This is a genomic window from Inquilinus limosus (genome assembly GCF_002195995.1).
GTDB classification, from domain to species: Bacteria; Pseudomonadota; Alphaproteobacteria; order DSM-16000; family Inquilinaceae; genus Inquilinus; species Inquilinus limosus_C.
Window position 1 is genome coordinate 68,084 of sequence record NZ_NHON01000016.1, and the last position, 16,045, is coordinate 84,128.

The 16,045-nt window shown below is 70.6% G+C and carries 21 protein-coding genes; 8 read left to right on the plus strand and 13 right to left on the minus strand.

Translation table 11 applies throughout. The features are described from left to right. Positions 1-61: 61 nt before the first annotated feature. Positions 62-511 carry a VirK family protein gene (locus BWR60_RS11070; protein WP_088151078.1) on the minus strand — a complete coding sequence of 150 codons (450 nt, stop codon included), beginning with the start codon at positions 509-511 and terminating at the stop codon, positions 62-64. A 130-nt stretch (positions 512-641) separates the two neighbouring features. Next, complete coding sequence (locus BWR60_RS11075) at positions 642-947, minus strand: hypothetical protein (protein ID WP_034842269.1); 306 nt, start codon at positions 945-947, stop codon at positions 642-644. 200 nt (positions 948-1,147) lie between these two features. On the opposite strand from BWR60_RS11075, the gene BWR60_RS11080 reads away from it, so the two are divergent. Next, positions 1,148-1,951, plus strand: coding sequence for a metallophosphoesterase (locus BWR60_RS11080; protein WP_218823444.1), 804 nt, complete (start codon positions 1,148-1,150; stop codon positions 1,949-1,951). 39 nt (positions 1,952-1,990) lie between these two features. Here the strand turns inward: BWR60_RS11080 and BWR60_RS11085 are convergent, their stop codons facing one another. Beyond that, positions 1,991-2,932, minus strand: coding sequence for a ribose-phosphate diphosphokinase (locus BWR60_RS11085; protein WP_088151079.1), 942 nt, complete (start codon positions 2,930-2,932; stop codon positions 1,991-1,993). A 97-nt stretch (positions 2,933-3,029) separates the two neighbouring features. Then, positions 3,030-3,629 carry a TetR family transcriptional regulator gene (locus tag BWR60_RS11090; RefSeq protein WP_088151080.1) on the minus strand — a complete coding sequence of 200 codons (600 nt, stop codon included), beginning with the start codon at positions 3,627-3,629 and terminating at the stop codon, positions 3,030-3,032. A 97-nt stretch (positions 3,630-3,726) separates the two neighbouring features. Here BWR60_RS11090 and BWR60_RS11095 point away from each other — a divergent pair, with 97 nt between their 5' ends. Then, a complete protein-coding gene (locus BWR60_RS11095; RefSeq protein ID WP_088151081.1) occupies positions 3,727-4,752 on the plus strand; it encodes an NAD-dependent epimerase/dehydratase family protein in 1,026 nt (341 codons plus the stop codon). Here the strand turns inward: BWR60_RS11095 and BWR60_RS11100 are convergent. Continuing rightward, positions 4,727-5,950, minus strand: coding sequence for an adenylate/guanylate cyclase domain-containing protein (locus BWR60_RS11100; protein ID WP_088151082.1), 1,224 nt, complete (start codon positions 5,948-5,950; stop codon positions 4,727-4,729). The two genes, BWR60_RS11095 and BWR60_RS11100, sit on opposite strands and share 26 nt — an antisense overlap. Before the next feature lie 138 nt (positions 5,951-6,088). Then, positions 6,089-6,346, minus strand: coding sequence for a hypothetical protein (locus tag BWR60_RS11105; protein ID WP_144445586.1), 258 nt, complete (start codon positions 6,344-6,346; stop codon positions 6,089-6,091). A gap of 102 nt (positions 6,347-6,448) precedes the next feature. Here BWR60_RS11105 and BWR60_RS11110 point away from each other — a divergent pair, with 102 nt between their 5' ends. Together BWR60_RS11110 and BWR60_RS11115 are read left to right on the plus strand one after the other, a co-directional pair. After that, on the plus strand, positions 6,449-7,369 hold the full coding sequence (locus BWR60_RS11110) for a LysR family transcriptional regulator (protein WP_088151084.1): 921 nt from the start codon (positions 6,449-6,451) through the stop codon (positions 7,367-7,369). A gap of 134 nt (positions 7,370-7,503) precedes the next feature. Then, entirely contained in the window at positions 7,504-7,818 is a 315-nt protein-coding gene (locus BWR60_RS11115) for a hypothetical protein (RefSeq protein ID WP_343216397.1), read from the plus strand. 15 nt (positions 7,819-7,833) lie between these two features. Here BWR60_RS11115 and BWR60_RS11120 read toward each other — a convergent pair whose 3' ends face one another. Both BWR60_RS11120 and BWR60_RS11125 read right to left on the minus strand, forming a co-directional pair. Continuing rightward, positions 7,834-8,406, minus strand: coding sequence for a suppressor of fused domain protein (locus BWR60_RS11120; RefSeq protein WP_088151086.1), 573 nt, complete (start codon positions 8,404-8,406; stop codon positions 7,834-7,836). Between the two features lie 65 nt (positions 8,407-8,471). Continuing rightward, positions 8,472-9,455: a GlxA family transcriptional regulator gene (locus tag BWR60_RS11125; RefSeq protein WP_088151087.1), complete on the minus strand. Its 984-nt coding sequence runs from the start codon at positions 9,453-9,455 to the stop codon at positions 8,472-8,474. Positions 9,456-9,640: 185 nt separating this feature from the next. Here BWR60_RS11125 and BWR60_RS38650 point away from each other — a divergent pair, with 185 nt between their 5' ends. From BWR60_RS38650 to BWR60_RS11140, 4 genes are all read left to right on the plus strand, one after another. Then, the gene (locus BWR60_RS38650; RefSeq protein WP_275542377.1) at positions 9,641-9,763 is read left to right on the plus strand and encodes a hypothetical protein; all 123 of its coding nucleotides are present in this window, start codon (positions 9,641-9,643) and stop codon (positions 9,761-9,763) included. A 10-nt stretch (positions 9,764-9,773) separates the two neighbouring features. Next, the gene (locus BWR60_RS11130; RefSeq protein WP_088151088.1) at positions 9,774-10,415 is read left to right on the plus strand and encodes an HD domain-containing protein; all 642 of its coding nucleotides are present in this window, start codon (positions 9,774-9,776) and stop codon (positions 10,413-10,415) included. A 179-nt stretch (positions 10,416-10,594) separates the two neighbouring features. Continuing rightward, on the plus strand, positions 10,595-11,161 hold the full coding sequence (locus BWR60_RS11135; protein ID WP_088151089.1) for a helix-turn-helix domain-containing protein: 567 nt from the start codon (positions 10,595-10,597) through the stop codon (positions 11,159-11,161). Between the two features lie 68 nt (positions 11,162-11,229). Continuing rightward, on the plus strand, positions 11,230-12,423 hold the full coding sequence (locus tag BWR60_RS11140; RefSeq protein ID WP_144445587.1) for an MFS transporter: 1,194 nt from the start codon (positions 11,230-11,232) through the stop codon (positions 12,421-12,423). On the opposite strand, the gene BWR60_RS11145 is transcribed toward BWR60_RS11140, so the two are convergent. The 5 genes from BWR60_RS11145 to BWR60_RS11165 all read right to left on the minus strand — a co-directional run bounded on the left by BWR60_RS11145 (position 12,410) and on the right by BWR60_RS11165 (position 15,897). Further along, entirely contained in the window at positions 12,410-12,703 is a 294-nt protein-coding gene (locus tag BWR60_RS11145; protein WP_088151091.1) for a MoaD/ThiS family protein, read from the minus strand. The genes BWR60_RS11140 and BWR60_RS11145 overlap by 14 nt on opposite strands. Before the next feature lie 3 nt (positions 12,704-12,706). Beyond that, on the minus strand, positions 12,707-13,789 hold the full coding sequence (locus BWR60_RS11150; RefSeq protein ID WP_088151092.1) for a WD40/YVTN/BNR-like repeat-containing protein: 1,083 nt from the start codon (positions 13,787-13,789) through the stop codon (positions 12,707-12,709). A 115-nt stretch (positions 13,790-13,904) separates the two neighbouring features. Then, entirely contained in the window at positions 13,905-14,759 is an 855-nt protein-coding gene (purU, locus tag BWR60_RS11155; protein WP_088151093.1) for a formyltetrahydrofolate deformylase, read from the minus strand. 132 nt (positions 14,760-14,891) lie between these two features. Then, positions 14,892-15,485: a histidine phosphatase family protein gene (locus BWR60_RS11160; RefSeq protein WP_088151094.1), complete on the minus strand. Its 594-nt coding sequence runs from the start codon at positions 15,483-15,485 to the stop codon at positions 14,892-14,894. A gap of 7 nt (positions 15,486-15,492) precedes the next feature. Continuing rightward, positions 15,493-15,897: a VOC family protein gene (locus BWR60_RS11165; RefSeq protein WP_088151095.1), complete on the minus strand. Its 405-nt coding sequence runs from the start codon at positions 15,895-15,897 to the stop codon at positions 15,493-15,495. Positions 15,898-16,045 lie beyond the last annotated feature (148 nt).

A 16,045-nucleotide genomic window follows, 5' to 3' on the forward strand; every position in this document is an offset into this window, starting at 1 on the left:
CCCTCCTCAGAATCTTCGGGACCGATCCTGCCACAGCCGCGCCGCCGATGTGCCGGGTGCTTCAGTCGTCGTGTAGGGTCAGCGAGCCGTCGGTCAGCCGGCAGCGCAGCGTGGTGACCGGCCCGACCGTCTCATAGGTCGCCGGGTTCAGGTGCTTCAGGGCCAGCTCGGCGCTGTTGTCCGGAAAGATCCGCAGCCGGATGTATTCCAGCGACATCGCGCCGTTCGACGCCTCGAAGGCGTGGGTCTCGGAGGTGGCGATGAATTGCGCCGTCAGGTTGTAGGTGGTGAAGGTCGGCACCGCGACCACCGGCGGGCCGCCGGCGCCGGCCGAATCGAGGCATCGGGCGAGGTCGATCACCACGGTCGGCTTGTCGCCCTGGCGCAGCTTGCGGTAGAGCTTGGCGTAGTCCCAGCTGGTATCCCGGTCAGCATAGGCCGGCGCCGCGGCGGCAAGCAGCACGGCCAGCGCCGGGACCGAAGCGCAGAACAGTCGCGCGCGGAGAGTCATCGGAGCGATTCCTTCCGGTGGATGCGGAGGCCGTCAGCCGGCCATGGGACCGCGATCCTACCCGATTCGCGCCGAGGGCGAGCCGCGAAGGAGGCGGGSGGCCGGGCTGCGGCCCGGCCGCCCGGCGACCTCAGGCCTCCTTGTCCGGATCGATCGGGCCGAGCTCGATCACGACATCGGTCGGCTCCGGCTCGTGCGGCGCCAGCGTTGTCCGCTCGGCATCCGCCCAGCTGGCCAATCTGATCACCTGTCCCGCCGGGGCGCCGGTCGGCGCGAGCTCGACCGCCTCGACGATGTGCAGTCCGTTGCCGTCGAGGAAGAAGGTGTGCTCCCCGAACATGGTGTTGAGCTGGGCCATGGCCGGGTGGTTGTCGGGCACGGCCTGGGCCCCGAACCGGGTCACCGTCCTGTCGACCAGCGCGGTGTTGAGCTTCATCGCATTGCTCCTGTCGATGGAGCCGCCCCTTCGGCGGCCTGTCGATCGGGTCGCGCCGGGCCGCATGCCGCGGCGCGTCGCGGGGCCTCCCACCCTCCGGGTGGTGCGATAACGGCCGTCCGCACGACTTACCTAAGCGATGAACTGCATCCTGCAACCCCGGCGGACCGTTGTTATGATAGGTGCATGATCCGATCGACATGCGACACGACCCGATGAAGCCCGAGGATCTCGACCGGCTGCCGCGCCATCTCGACCCGCGCCGCGACCCCTGGCGGCCCGCGATCCGGCCGCTGCCGCCCGACCGCGCGGTGGCGGCGATCGGCGACGTGCACGGCCAAGCCGACCTGCTGGAGGCGATGCACCGGCTGGTGGCGGACGAGTTCAGCGCCCTGCCCGCCGGCACCGGCCGCACGCTGATCCATCTCGGCGACCTGGTCGACCGGGGGCCGGAGAATCTGCGCGCCCTGGCCCTGGCGCGGCAGGGCGTCGCGGGGGCGGAGACCGTCACCCTGTTCGGCAACCACGACGACCGCATGCTGGCGCTGCTGGACGGCGCCGCCGACCACAACACCCTGCAGTTCTGGCTGACCTATGGCGGCGACCGCGTGCTGGACGAATGCGGCGTCACCGAGTTCGACCCCGACTGGCGCGGCCGGGTCCGCGCGGCGATCGGGCCCGACCTGCTGGGCTGGCTGCGCGGCTGCCCGGTCACCCACCGGATCGGCAACCTGGTCTTCGTCCATGCCGGCATCGACCCGCAGCTGCCGCTGGCGCAGCAGGAGCGCCACACTCTGCTGTGGATCCGCGACCCGTTCCTGACCTGGCCCGGCCCTTTCCCGGAAGGCGTCGCGGTGATCCACGGCCACACCCCGGTCGACCGGCTGGACCTGGACCATCCGCACCGCATCGACGTCGACACCGGCGCCTTCGCCACCGGCTGCCTGTCGGCGGTGCTGATCCATGGCGACCGGATGCGCGGCCTCCGGGTCTGGCGTCTCTAGGTCCCCGGCCTCGTCGGTGGGCTCAGAGGCCGGATCGACCTAGGCGTGGAACAGCTCGCTGACCGATTCGCCGGCATGGATCCGGCGCATCGCCTCCGCCATCGCGGGCGCGATCGACAGGACGGTCAGCTTGGGATGGTGCGCGGCGCCGTTCACCGGGACGGTGTTGGTGCAGACGATCTCCAGGATGTCCTTCTGGCCGCCCAGCCGCTCCAGCGCGCCGCCGGAGAACAGGCCGTGCGTGCAGGCCACGCGGATCGACCGGGCGCCCTGGCGGCGCAGATGGCCCAGCAGCTCCAGGATCGTGCTGCCCTTGGCGATCTCGTCGTCGATGACGATGACGTCCTTGCCGCGCACCTCGCCGATGATGGTGCTGATCTCGACCCGGTCGTTCTCATAGCGCTGCTTGGCGCCCATGGCCACGCCCGCGCCCAGCAGCCGCGCGAAGGCGGCCGCTTCCTTGGCATAGCCGAGATCCGGCGAGACCACGACGGCGTTGGCCATGTCGGTGCGGCGGAAATGGCCGGCCAGCTCGCGCAGGGCATGCAGGTGGTCGACCGGCACGCTGAAGAAGCCGTGCACCTGCGGCGAATGCAGCGCGGTGGTCAGCACCCGGCCGGCGCCCGCCGCGACCAGCAGGTCGGCCACCAGCCGGCCGCCGATCGAGATCCGCGGCGCGTCCTTCTTGTCCGACCGGGCATAGGCGTAGTGCGGCATCACCACGGTGATGCGCGAGGCCGACGCGCCGCGGGCCGCGTCGATCATCAGCAGCAGCTCGACCAGATGCTCCTGCACGGGCGGGCTGAGGGTCTGGACCAGGAAGACGTCACGTTCGCGACAATTCGCCTGGAGCTGGACCCCGAGACAGTCATTGGCGAAGCGCTGGACCCGGGAGGGGCTGAGCGGCACCCCCAGCGCGGCGCAGATCTCGGCCGCCAGGGCGGGATGCGCGGTGCCTGAGAAAACAGCGATCTCCGCCATGCGTCCCCCGGTGTCGAATCGATCCGATCGGCGCCGACCCTAGGGGGGACGGACAGCCTTGTCCATGCTGCCTCTCGCCTCCGACGCCCCTGCCCGGCTAGGCGGCGCCGTCGACCAGCCGCTGCAATAACGGCGCCATCAGTCTCGCCAACTCCTCGGGCTCGGCCTCGGCCAGGGCCGGCAGGCCGATCACCTGGCGCATGATCTGGACGCCGGCGACGAAGGCCAGGATCAGCGCCGCCCGTTGCGGCGCCAGATCGCCCTGCAACGCGTCGGCCAGCGTGCTCTGGTGGCCCTGCTCGATCTGCCCGCGGGCGATCTCTGCCGCCCGCTGGCTGGAGGCCGAGTGGATCATGATCAGGAACCCGTCCAGCGGCGTGTCGCCAGCGCGGGTGATGTCGACCAGCGCGCGGGCGATGGTCTCACCCAGCCGGGGGGAGTGGAGATTCGCCCGGGTCAGGATCGTCGGGTCCGCCATGGTCGTCGCGACCACCTCGGCGAACAGCTGTTCCTTCGAGCCGAAATAGCGGTTCACCAGCATCGCGGTGACCCCCGCCCCGGCCGCGATCTCCCGCACCCCGGCGCCGGCATAGCCCGACCGGGCAAAGGCCTGCCGCGCCGAGTCTAGGATCGCGTCACGCGTCGCCGCAGCGTTCCGCCGCCGGCGAGCGCTCTCCGGATTGTCCGTCTTCGCCATCACTAATCACACACTTGTAGACTTATGCTCTGCCCCAATGTATACGGCCGTAGACTTTCAGCGCAACCGCGTGTGCGCCCCGGGCGATGGAGATGGGATGACCGAGACAGTCCTAGTGACCGGCGGCACGGGCTTCGTCGCCGGCTGGTGCATCGTCGCGCTGCTGAACCGCGGCTACGCCGTGCGCACCACCATCCGCAGCCGCGCCAAGGAGCTGGCGGTCCGCCAGGCCGTGGCCCGCGCCGGCGGGCCGGCGGATCGCCTCGGCTTCGCGATGGCCGACCTGACGGCGGGTGACGGCTGGGACGAGGCGATGGCCGGCTGCGATTATGTCCTGCATGTCGCCTCACCCCTCGGCGGCGCCGACCCGGCCGACCGGAACGCCTTCGTCGCCCCGGCGCGCGACGGCACGCTGCGGGTGCTGCGCGCCGCGGTGCGGGCCGGGGTCAGGCGCGTGGTGATGACCTCCGCCGCCGCCACCGCCCGGCCGCCGCTGCGCCTGGACGTGGTCAGCGACGAGACCATGTGGGCCGATCCGGACGACCCGCAATTCGACGCCTATCGCGTCTCCAAGATCCTGGCCGAGCGCGCGGCGTGGGACTTCATGCGCCAGGAGGGCGGGACGACCGAGTTCGCCACGGTCCTGCCCGGCGCGGTGTTCGGCCCGATCCTGTCGGTGGAGACGCTCGGCTCGGTCCGCATCATCGAGGGGCTGACCCAGGGCCGTCCCCCCATCATCCCACCGCTCGGATTCTGGGTGGTCGATGTCCGCGATCTGGCCGACGCCCATATCCGGGCCATGACCGTGCCGGAGGCGGCCGGCCAGCGCTTCATCGCCGCCGGCGACTTCCTGTGGATGGCCGACATCGCCCGGGCGCTGCGCGCCGGCCTCGGAGCGCGGGGCGGCAAGGTGCCGACCCGGACGCTGCCGGCCTTCCTGCTGCGGCTGCTGCTGCCATTTCTGCCGCAGTTCCGGCCGCTGGCGCCGATGCTGGGGCGGAAGTTCCGGCTGACCTCGGACAAGGCGCGGCGGGTGCTGGGCTTCGCCCCCCGCCCCGGCCCCATCACGGTGGTCGACTGCGCCGAGAGCCTGATGGCTATGACGGGTCCGGCTCGAGCGTGAACAGCTCCTGCGGCAGGCGCACGCCGCGCAGGGCGTAGCGGCCGACGCAGACCAGGCCGGCCGCTTCCCCGCCCGCCGCCGCGGCGAAGGCGGAGGAGACCAGCATCGGCTGGTCCGCCGACCGGCACATCTCGGCGATCCGGCTGGTCTCGTTCACCGCCGGGCCGACCACGGTGAAGTCGAGACGGTGGGCGCTGCCGATATTGCCGAAGAACACCTCGCCGATATGCAGCCCGGCATACATCTCGGTCACCGGCTGGCCAGCCGCCGCGCGCTGCGGGTTGAGCATCGCGATCGCAGCCCGGGCCTCGCGCACCGCCGCCAGCGCCGCGCGGCAGGCCCGGGCGCGGCCCTCGGCGTCGCCCCCCTCCGGCCGGAAGATCGCCAGCACGCCGTCGCCGATCAGCTTCAGCACGTCGCCGCCGGCCTCCTGCACCGCCGAGATCACGGCGTCGGCATAGTCGTTGAGCAGCGGGATGACCTGTTCCGGCGGGGCGTTGTCGGTGATCCGGGTGTAGCCGCGCAGGTCGCTGAACCACAGCACCGCGTCGATGCGGTCGGCGACGCCGCGGGCGATCCGCCCGGACCAGACCGAGTTGCAGGCGTCGCGGCCCAGATAGGTCTCCAGCAGCGTCGAGGCCATCCGCGCCAGGGTGATCGCCTTCATCGCCATCGCCAGGCCGGGCAGGACCTTGAGCAGCCCGGCGATCTCCTCGGCGCTGAAGCCGCCCGGCTGGTCCGTGGTCCAGGCGGAGAACAGCCCGTCCCAGTCGGCGATCGCGCCTTCCGGCTCGAAGCGGTTGAGGACGCCGAGATAGTCGGTCATCCCCTCCTCCGCCGCCGTGGCCACCGCCGGGAACTCGGCGCAGCTGTCTGGCGTCACCCGCCGGCGCATCCAGTCCTCGCCGGTGTCGATCAGGTGGAAGAACGGGCTGGCACGCCATCTGTCCTCGTTCAGGCCCGGCGTGGTGCGGCCATAGCCGGTGAAGCTGGCCTCCGGCTCGCCGCGGCGCCAGCGCACGGCGTTGCCCTCATAGACCGGATGCAGCGTGTCGATCACCAGGAGTCCGCTGGCGATCGGCAGGCCGGCGAACACGGCCCGGGCGCAGAAGCCGGCCAGCAGCTCGGTCTCCAGCAGGCCGAGCAGACCGGCCTCGGTGGTCCATTCGGCAAGGGCGGCGATCTTCGAATCGTCCATCTGTCATCCTGCGGCGCATGGCCGTGGCGTCCCGTGTTGCCGCAGCTTTACACGATCCCGGCCCGCGGCGCAGCGCCGCGACGACGGCGTCGGAGCAGGTCGCGCTTCGCCCAGCCGTGCGACCGTGCCGGCAGCACTTCATCGCGACAGGGCCGCGGCCAGGCCAATGCCGAGGCCGACCATCCCAGCGCCCCCGAGGCCGGCGACCAGCGCCGTTGCGACCGCCTGACCGGATCCCGCGGGGCCGAAGGTCGCGACCAGCCCGAGGATGAGCCCCGCCGCGGACACGGCGCAGACGCAGACCAGGGATGCCCGTTCCTCCGCCGCCTCCGCCCGCCGGCACGGGGTCGCCCTCTCGTCGGCGGCCCGGTCGAGGGGTTGGGACAGGATGACCATCGGACCCTCCATCATGGTGTCGGACCGACGGTATGCCAATGCCAGATCCGGGAGTATCGTGCCATTTCGGATTTCATCCTTCCGAAAACCGCAAGGATGCGTATGGACCGCTTCGAGGCGATGGCCGTCTTCGTCAAGGTGGCCGAGGCCGGCAGCCTGTCGGCGGCGGCGCGGGCGCTGGGCCTGTCGCTGACCTCGGTGAGCCGCCAGCTCGCGGCGCTGGAGGAGCGGCTGGGCACGCGGCTGGTGCTGCGCACCACCCGGCGCCTAGCCCTGACCGAGGCCGGGCGGCTGTATCACGAGCAGGCCCGCCGCATCCTCGGCGAGGTCGAGGAGGCGGAGCAGGCGCTGACCGCACATCACGCCGAGCCTGCCGGCCGGCTGCATGTCGCCGCGCCGACGCTGATCGGCCGGCTGAAGCTGGCACCGCTGCTGCCGGAGTTCCTGGCGCGCCATCCCGGCCTGGCCATCGACCTGACCCTGACCGACCGCCCGGTCGATCTGGTCGAGGACGGCGTCGACCTCGTTCTCCGCATCGGCCGGCTGCCGGATTCGAGCCTGATCGCCCGCCGGCTGGGCGGCATCCGCATGCGGGTCTGCGCCGCGCCCGGCTACCTCGCCCGCCGCGGCGCGCCGGCCGAACCGGCGGATCTGGCCGGGCATGACTGCGTGGTCTTCGCCACCGCCCCGGGCCCGGTGTCCTGGCCATTCCAGACGACGGCGGGGCGGGTGACGGTCCCGGTCGAAGCCCGGCTCCGCGCCAACGACCTGGACGCCGCGGTCGCGGCGGCGCTGGCCGGCGCCGGGCTGGTCCGCGCCCCGTCGTGGCAGGTCGCCGATCTGGTCGCAGCCGGCCGGCTGACGGCGGTGCTGACAGGGTATGAGCGCCCCTCGGCGCCGGTGCAGGCCCTGTTCCTGCCCAGCCGCCTACTGTCGCCGAAGATCCGCCTGTTCGCCGATTTCCTGGCCGGGCGCTGGATCGGCCAGGACTTCGGCCATGACGTGGAACAGAGCGCCGGATAGGCTGGTTTCAAACCTATAGTCTGTCGGAGATCGAGGAGCGGCCGATCTTCGACCATCTGGGACTCGTCTTTCGGGATCTGCGGGGCGCCGGCGTCTTCTATCGGGCGGCGCTGGCGCCGCTAGGCATCACCCTGATGGAGGACCACACCCAGGCGGACGGCACCGGCTGGCTGGTGTTCTCCACCGGCAAGCGGGAATCGCCCTTCTTCGTGGTGGCGGCCGGCCGGCCGAGCTTCTGGGGCGACGGCCATGAGGCTGGCCGCAGCCCCGCGCATCTCGCCTTCCAGGCGCCGTCGCGCGCCGCGGTCGACGCCTTTCACGCCGCGGGCCTGGCGGCGGGCGCCCGGAACAATGGCGATCCGGGCGTCCGGCGAGGGCGCTACTACTGCGCCTTCCTGATCGACCCCGACGGCAACAATATCGAAGCCGGCGTCTACGCCGATGCCTGACCGGGCATCGGCCGTTCAGAAGATCGATTTCCGATGCAGGTTGAAGACGTCGATCTGGTGCTTCTCGAACGCCTTCGAGAGCACGCCGCCGCCATTCTTCTCCGCGAACTCGAATTCCTTTTCCGAGATTGGAACGGCAAACAGCCAGGCCGCCACCTTCGACGAGAATTTATGGGATCGCAACGGCCACAAGAATGGGTCCACGAACATGACATGCTTCATTGCCAGATCCGGCCGATACATCTCGACGACGTCGCGATAAATGGCGTCCGGCTTACACGGCATCTTTAAATTGATGATACTGAAGGCACAGGTTGATAATATATTTGCGGCAAAATCATAATTGGATCGAGCGGATAAGACGATCTCGACACCAAGCGGCACACCTTCGACCACGAGGCCGATCGAAGCGTCCGATAATCCGATTGTCGAATAGGTATTTATGTTTTGATGAGGAACACCTGAAGCTTTTACAATATTCACAATACTATTTTCATATCCATCTTTATATTCCTCTATTTCGAGAAATTTACCAAACATGATCTCAAGATACCTAAAAAGAGTTTTATTTTCTTCTGAAGTGGCCATACTGGATCGCCGCAACCGTCTGTCAAAAGCCTATCACGACACCGGTCAGAGTCTGTCATCGCAGGCTATCCCGCGCCGCCCTGCCCCGGCACCCGGAAGCTGGCGCGGTACTGGGCGGGGGTGACGCCGAGGCGTTTCATGAAGACGATGCGCATGCGGTCGGGGCTGCCGAAGCCGCAATCATAGGCCACGGCCTTCAGCGCCCGGTCGCTGCCCTCCAGCAGGTTGCGCGCAGCGTCGACCCGGGCGCGCTCGACGAATTCATGCGGCGTCACCCCGGTCTCCTGCACGAACAGCCGGGCCAGGTTGCGGCCGCTCATCCCCGCCACCCGGCCCAGATCCTCGACCGTGAAGGTCGCACCGATATGCTGCATGACATGGGCCTGGACCCTGGCGATCGGCGATTCCGGGTCGGCCGGCGCGGTCAGGAACGGGCTGAACTGCGACTGGCCGCCCTGGCGCTGCGCCACAACCACCAGCCGCTTGGCCACCGCGAGCGACACCCGGGCGCCGTGATGCTCCGCCACCAGCGCCAAGGCCAGGTCGATGCCGGCGGTGACGCCGGCCGAGGTCACCAGCGCCCCATCGCGCAGATGGATCCGGTCGAGCTCGACCCGCGCCTTCGGGAACAGCTCGGCCAGCCGCGGCGCGTTCTGCCAATGCGTGGTGACGCGATGGCCGTCCAAGAGCCCGGCATGGCCGAAGGCGAAGGCGCCGGTGCAGATCGACCCGTGCAGCTCCGCCCGACCCGCGGCCGCTCTCAGCCAATCCGACAGCCCGGGATCCGGCGCCGCCGCCGGCAGGCCGGGGCCGCCGGCGACCAGCACCATCGAGAACGGCTCCGCGGCGTCGGCGAAGCTGCGGTCGGCGACCATCTGCATGCCGTTCGAGGCGCGCAACGGCGCGGTGTCGGCCGCGACCAGCAGCGTCTCGTAGCGGTCGGCACCGGCGATGAAGCCGTTGGCCTCGGCGAAGACGTCGACCGGCCCGGCGACATCCAGCGCCTGCACGCCCGGAAAGATGGCGATCGCGACCGTCCGCACCGGCATCCGTCTGCCCCCTCTCTGCACCCGCCGACCGATCCCACGGCCGCCGCCTGGCCGCAATGTCCGATTTGCGCGTGCGCTTGTCCGGAAGCGGCGCCCCCGCCGCGTTGAGGCGGAGGGCCGCCCGGACGCACATAGGAAGGGCCGGCGGCGACCGCCGACGACCTGAACCGAGAGAGGGCCGGACCATGAGCGACACCCAGGACACCCCCACCGCGCCGGCCCCCGACCGGCAGGATCCTTGGCTGGACGAGGCGCTGGAGGAGACCTTCCCCGCCAGCGACCCGATCGCCGCCCGCAGCATCGATTGAGGACAGGACCATGACCGACTCCATCGCCGGCATCCGCATCCCCGACAGCGCCATGGCGCGCGAGATCACCGAGCTGGTGCGCGACACCGAGAGCGACCTGCTGTTCCACCACTCGACCCGGGTCTACCTGTTCGGCGCCCTGACCGGTCAGCGCAAGGGCCTGAAGTTCGACCCCGAGCTGCTGTACGCCGGGGCGATGTTCCACGACATGGGGCTGACGGAGGCCTATGCCAGCCCCGACCTGCGCTTCGAGGTGGACGGCGCCAACGCCGCGCGCGACTTCTTGAAGCGGCACGGCATCGCCGATGCCGACATCGACCTGGTGTGGGATTCGATCGCCCTGCACACCACCCCGGGCATCCCGGAGCACAAGCACCCGGTGGTGGCGCTGGTGACCGCCGGGGTGGAGATGGACGTGCTGGGCCTCGCCTTCCACGACTTCACCCAGGAGCAGCGCCGCCAGGTGGTGCACGCCCATCCGCGCGGCCACGACTTCAAGCACGGCATCATCGAGGCCTTCGCCCAGGGCACCATCCACAAGCCGGACACGACCTTCGGCAATGTGAAGGCCGATGTGCTGGCCCGGATGGACCCGACCTACAAGCGCGTCGACTTCACCGATGTGATCCTGAACTCGGACTGGGAGAGCTGAGGCTCTCCCCTTCCCCACTCCGTCATTGCGACCCCGGCCTTGAGCCGGGGGAAGCAATCCAGGGGCCGGTGCGCACCGGCCCCTGGATTGCTTCGTCGGCTTCGCCTCGTTGCAATGACCGCGAAGAGCGGACCGTCGCCCTGGACAGCCGGCCCCGCCGAGCCCATCTTCAGGGCATCATGACCGCCAGGGGATACAGCATCTGCGCCGCCGACGGCCTCGGCCGGTCGCTGCGGCTGTGGCGCGCGCTGCGGCGGGTCAAGCAGGCGCATGCCGCCGAGCTGCTGCAGGTGTCCCAGGCGATGGTGTCGCGCTGGGAGGCCGGCACGCTGGTCCCCGATGCCGAGGAGCAGGCGCGGCTGCGCCGGCTGATGGCCGCCCGGCTGGACAGCGCCGCGGACCACGCCTTGGCCCGACTGGTCACCGGCTCCGCCGGCAGCGCCCATCTGGTCTGCGACCTGACGCACCGGCTGCTGGCCGCCTCGCGCGGCCGCAGCCAGGACTGGAACTTCCGCACGCCGGAGCTGCTGGGCGTCTCACTCTGGCGCTTCGCCACGCCGGAGATCCAGGCGGCTGAGGCCGCCCTGACCGACGATGGCTGGTTCGAGCCCGACCCGTCCACGGTCGAGATCGCGACCAGCGCCAACGACTCGCCGATCGTGCCGATCCGCCAGGGCCGCATGCGCTGGACCCGGCTGCAGCTGTCGGACGGCGCCTTCGTGCGCCTGGCCGAGACCATCATGTGAATATCTTATTCAGCCGCCCCTCCCCGCTCCGCCGCTAGGATCGCGCCGTCCCTGAACACGGAGTGATCATGTCGTCCCGCGGATCCTGGGCCGCGATCCTGGTGATCTACGCCGCCGGCGTGGCCGCGGCGGCGCAGCTCGGCAAGCTGTCGGCGCTGCTGCCGCCGATGCAGCGCGACCTCGGCCTCGACCTCACCGCCGCCGCGCTGCTGGTGTCGCTGCTGGAGATCGGCGGCGCCACGCTGGGGCTGTTCGCCGGGGTGGTGATCAGCCGCGTCGGCGCCCGCCGCGCCCTCCTGGCCGGCCTGCTGCTGCTGGCCATTGCCGCCGCCGGCATGGCCGCCACCTCGGCCGTGATCGGGATGTTCCTGTGGCGCATCGTCGAGGCCGCGGCCTATCTCGCCGTCGCGGTCGCCGCCCCGACCCTGACCATCGCCACGGCCTCCCCGGCGCAGCGGTCGAGCGCCCTGGCGCTGTGGAGCACCTTCTTCCCGGTCGGCTTCGCCACCGGCAGCATCCTGGCCGGGCTGGGGGTCGAGGTTGCGCCCTGGCGCTGGGTGCTGCTGGGCAGCGCCGCGCTAACCGCCCTGCTGCTGCTGCCATCCTGGCGCCTGCCGACGCCGCCGGAGGCCATGCCGCGCCGCGCCGCGACCAACGGCGCCCGGCCCGCCCGCGCGCCGCTCGGCGCTTGGCTGATGGCGGTGGGCTTCGCCTGCTACACCACCTTCGAGGTCGGGCTGCTGGCGGTGATGCCGGCCTATTTCACCGGCCAGCACGGCGTGTCGGCCTCGACGGCCGGGCTGATCAGCGGCGTGGCCGCCTTCGCCTCGGTGCTGGGCGGGCTGGCCGCCGCCTGGTGGATGCGCCGGGACCGGCCGCTGGGCGGCTTCACCGCCTTCGGCGTCGCCGTGCCGGCCCTGCTGCTGTTCGCCGTGTTCACCCCGGCGGCGGGATCCTGGCTGTGGCCCGCCGCGGCGGCGACGCTGCTGAACGCCATTTCCGGCGCCGTGCCGGCCGTGGTCTTCGCCCGGCTGCCGGACGCGGTCGGGCCCGGCGGCGACATGGCCACCGCCAACGGGCTCTTGGCCCAGGGCGGCGCCTCCGGGTCGCTGCTGGGGCCGCCGCTGCTGGCCGCCGCGGTGAGCCATCTCGGCTGGCCGGCCGCGGCCGGCGCCGGCCTCGTCGCCTCGGCGCTGTGCCTGCTGCTGCTCACCCTGGCGCAGCGCGGCCCGAACGGCGCCGCGGCGCTCAGCCGCCGCTGATCGCGGTCAGGACGAACACCTCCGCCCCCGGCGCCAGCCGCGTGTCCAGCCTGGCCTTCCGGCCGTCGACGAAGATGTTGATGTGGCGCCGGATCGCCGGGCGGGTGTCGCGGATGCGGTCGCCCATCCCCGGCCAGCGCTCATTCAGCCCGTCGATCGCCTCGGCGACCGTGGCGGCGTGCAGCTCCACCCGCGGCGGCGCGCCGGGGAACAGGATGGTCAGCGCCGTCGGCAGCCGCACCCGCACGGCCGGCGCTTCCTGTGTCTCCAGCCCGGCCATGGCTCAGCGGTCGACCACCAGGGTCTCGACCGACAGGATCGAGGGCAGGTGCTGGGCGACGCAGTCCCAGCTCTCGCCCTCGTCGGCGCTGGCGAACAGGGCGCCGCCCGAGGTACCGAAATAGACGCCGGCGGGGTCCAGCCGGTCGGTCGCCATGGCCTGGCGCAGCACGCCGAAAAAGGCGTTCTCCTGCGGCAGCCCGCGGCGCAGATCCTGCCAGCTGGCGCCGGCATCGCGGGTGCGCCAGACCGCGGCCTTGGCGTCCGGCACGTAGCGGCCCTTGATGTCGCCGTTCAGCGGCAGCAGGAACAGCGTGTCGGCGTCGCGCGGATGGGCCGCGGCCGGGAAGCCGAAGCTGGAGGGCAGCCCGGCCTCGATGCTGTCCCAGCGCCGGCCGCCATCGTCGCTGCGGTACATGCCGCAATGGTTCTGCTGGTACAGCCGGTCCGTCCCGCCCGGTGCCATCACCAAGCAGTGCACGCATTGCCCGAATTCCGGATAGCGCTGGTCCTCGGGCATGAAATCGGCGCGGGTGCCGCGGTTGCGCGTCTCCCAGGTCTCGCCGCCATCGGCGGTGTGGAACACCCCGGCGGCGGAGATGCCGACCCAGATCTTGCCCGGATCATGCGGGTGCAGCACCAGCGAATGCAGGATCAGCCCGGCGCCGCCCGGATTCCATTCCGGCCGCGTCGGGTGGCGCTGCAGCCCCTCGACATGGCTCCAGGACTGCCCGTCGTCATCGCTGGCGAACAGGCCGGCCGGCTGCACCCCGGCATAGACCCGCCCGTCGCGCACGCCCAGGCTCCAGACCGCCTTGACCGGCTCCTGCCCCGCGGCATAGGCCAGCCCGTCGCTGGAATGGGTCCAGCTCTCGCCGAGATCGGTGGATTTCCAGACCGCCGGGCCGAACCACTCATTGCCGCCGGCGCCGTAGATCGTGCCCGAGGCCGGGTCGGCGACGACATGGTTGATCGGCCAAGTCTCACAGAACGGGCCGCGCAGCTGCCAGGACCGGCGCGCCGGATCGCTCTCGGCGATGAACGCGCCCTTCTTGGTCCCGATCAGGACCAGGATGCGGTGTGCCATGCTCGTGTCTCCCTCGCCCCGCCGGACCGGTTGTTATGATTTGGTCCGGCGGATCCCATATTTAACTTTTCAGTTAAGTTATGGCAGGAGACGGGCGTCTGTCAAACCGGGCCGGTCACTTGAAGACGACGGTCTTGGGCCCGTTCAGCAGCACGCGATGCTCGGAGTGGTATTTCAGCGCGCGGGCCAGCACCACGCTCTCGACGTCGCGGCCGGTGGCGACCCAGTCATCGGCCGTGGCGGTGTGGTCGACCCGGGTGACGTCCTGGTCGATGATCGGACCCTCGTCGAGGTCGTCGGTGACGTAGTGCGAGGTGGCGCCGATCAGCTTGACGCCGCGGGCATGCGCCTGGTGGTACGGCTTGGCGCCCTTGAAGCTGGGCAGGAAGGAGTGGTGGATGTTGATCACCCGCCCCTCCATCTTCCGGCACAGGTCGGAGGACAGTACCTGCATGTAGCGGGCGAGGACGACGAGGTCGATCTTCTCCTCGTCCACCAGGTCCAGCAGCCGGCGCTCCTGCTGCGCCTTGTTGTCCCGGGTCACCGGCAGGTGGTGGAACGGGATGCCGGCGGCGGCCACGCGCTGGTAGCTGTCGCGGTGGTTCGAGACCACGGCCGGGATCTCCAGCGGCAGCGCCCCTATCTGCACTCGGTACAGGATGTCGACCAGGCAGTGGTCGAACTTCGAGACCATGATCAGGGCGCGGATCTTGCGGTCCGCGTCGTGCAGCTCCCAGTCCATGCCGTAGTCGTGGCCGATCGGCGAGAAGCCCTCGCGCAGGGCGTCGAGATCGGCCGCGCCCTCCACCGCTTCGACCACCACCCGCATGAAAAAGCGGCCGGTGTCGCGGTCGAAGAACTGCGCGCTCTCGAGGATGTTGAGGCCGGAGCGGAACACGAAATCCGATATCCGGGCGACGATGCCGGGGACGTCGGTGCAGGAGAGCTTGAGGATCAGCCGTTTCGCCATGATGCCACGTCGTCTCGCTGAAGGGCCGGGGACCGGCCGTGAGCCAATGACCGACACCTAGCACGGCCGCGCCCTCCGGCTGCGGCTTGATTGCGACGGTGGAATGCCTGGAGCCGACGCGGCGGGCGTGGATCAGCCCGGGCAGGCATCGCCGAGAGCGGCGATGCCTTCCTGCTCGTGGCGGAACTGCACGCCGCCATCCGCACCGAGGACCAGCACGAAGAGGCTGTCGAAATCGCTGCCCGGCCAGTGCGGCACCGCCTTCGGATCGCCGCCCCTCTCCTTGACGATGGCGCGGACCAGCTTGTCGAGCGCCTTGTGCTCCCATACCACGAAGACCAGCGCGTCACGGTATTGCGGGCTCAGCAGCTCCTGCTGCAGCCCGGCGATGTCGTCGTAGCCGAAGCGGATGTCGATGGTCTTCCCGAGGCGGGTCGCTGTCGGCAGGATCGTCGCCAGCGGCCGGAAATAGTTGACGCCGGGCCCGTCGCCCTCGTGGATCTGCACGCTTGGGTTCGGGGCGAAGATGGCGTCGGGCGTGCCGAACCGGGCCAGCGCATCGGGCAGCGCCAGGGCCCGGTTGAGGCCGCGGCAGTCGAGCTGCCCGATCTCCTCGGCCGGCTTCTCGCCATGGCGCAGGAAGACCAGCGTCTCCTCGCCCCGGGCCGCCCCGGCCAGCAGCGCCGGCAGCAGGCCCAGCAGCGCGGCGCGGCTGACCCGCCTCATCCCCCGGCTACTCCCGGTACGGCACCAGGTCGGGCGTGGTCCCGTCCCGGAAATCGACATGGACGTGGTTGCCGTCCGGGTCGTGGAAATTGACCTGGACCAGCCCGCTGCGCGGCGGCCGGCCGAGCTCGGTCTCGACGCCGAGGCCCTTCAGATGGGCCAGGAAGTCCTCCAGCTTGCCGCTGCTCTGGAAGGCGAAATGCGACAGCTGCACCTGGTCCGGATGCGGCTGCTCCTTCACCCCGACCAGATGCACCACCGCCTGGTCGCCGAGATACAGCCAGGCGCCGGGGAACGGGAAGTCCGGCCGCGGCCCGGCCTCCAGCCCCAGCGCGTCGCGGTAGAAGCGGATCAGCCGCTTCAGGTCGGCGGTCCAGATGTTGACGTGGTCCAGTCGCGTCAGGCTGGTCATGGGCGCTCTCCCGGCTGAATCCTTCGGTGCTTGCCGCCAGCATAGACCCGGATTGTCGGACCAATGAAGCCGGAACCTGTGTCCGCGCCCCCTTGCGCCGGGGGCCGCCGCGGGGCGACAACCGGAGGCAAGAACCGGCGCAGCGATG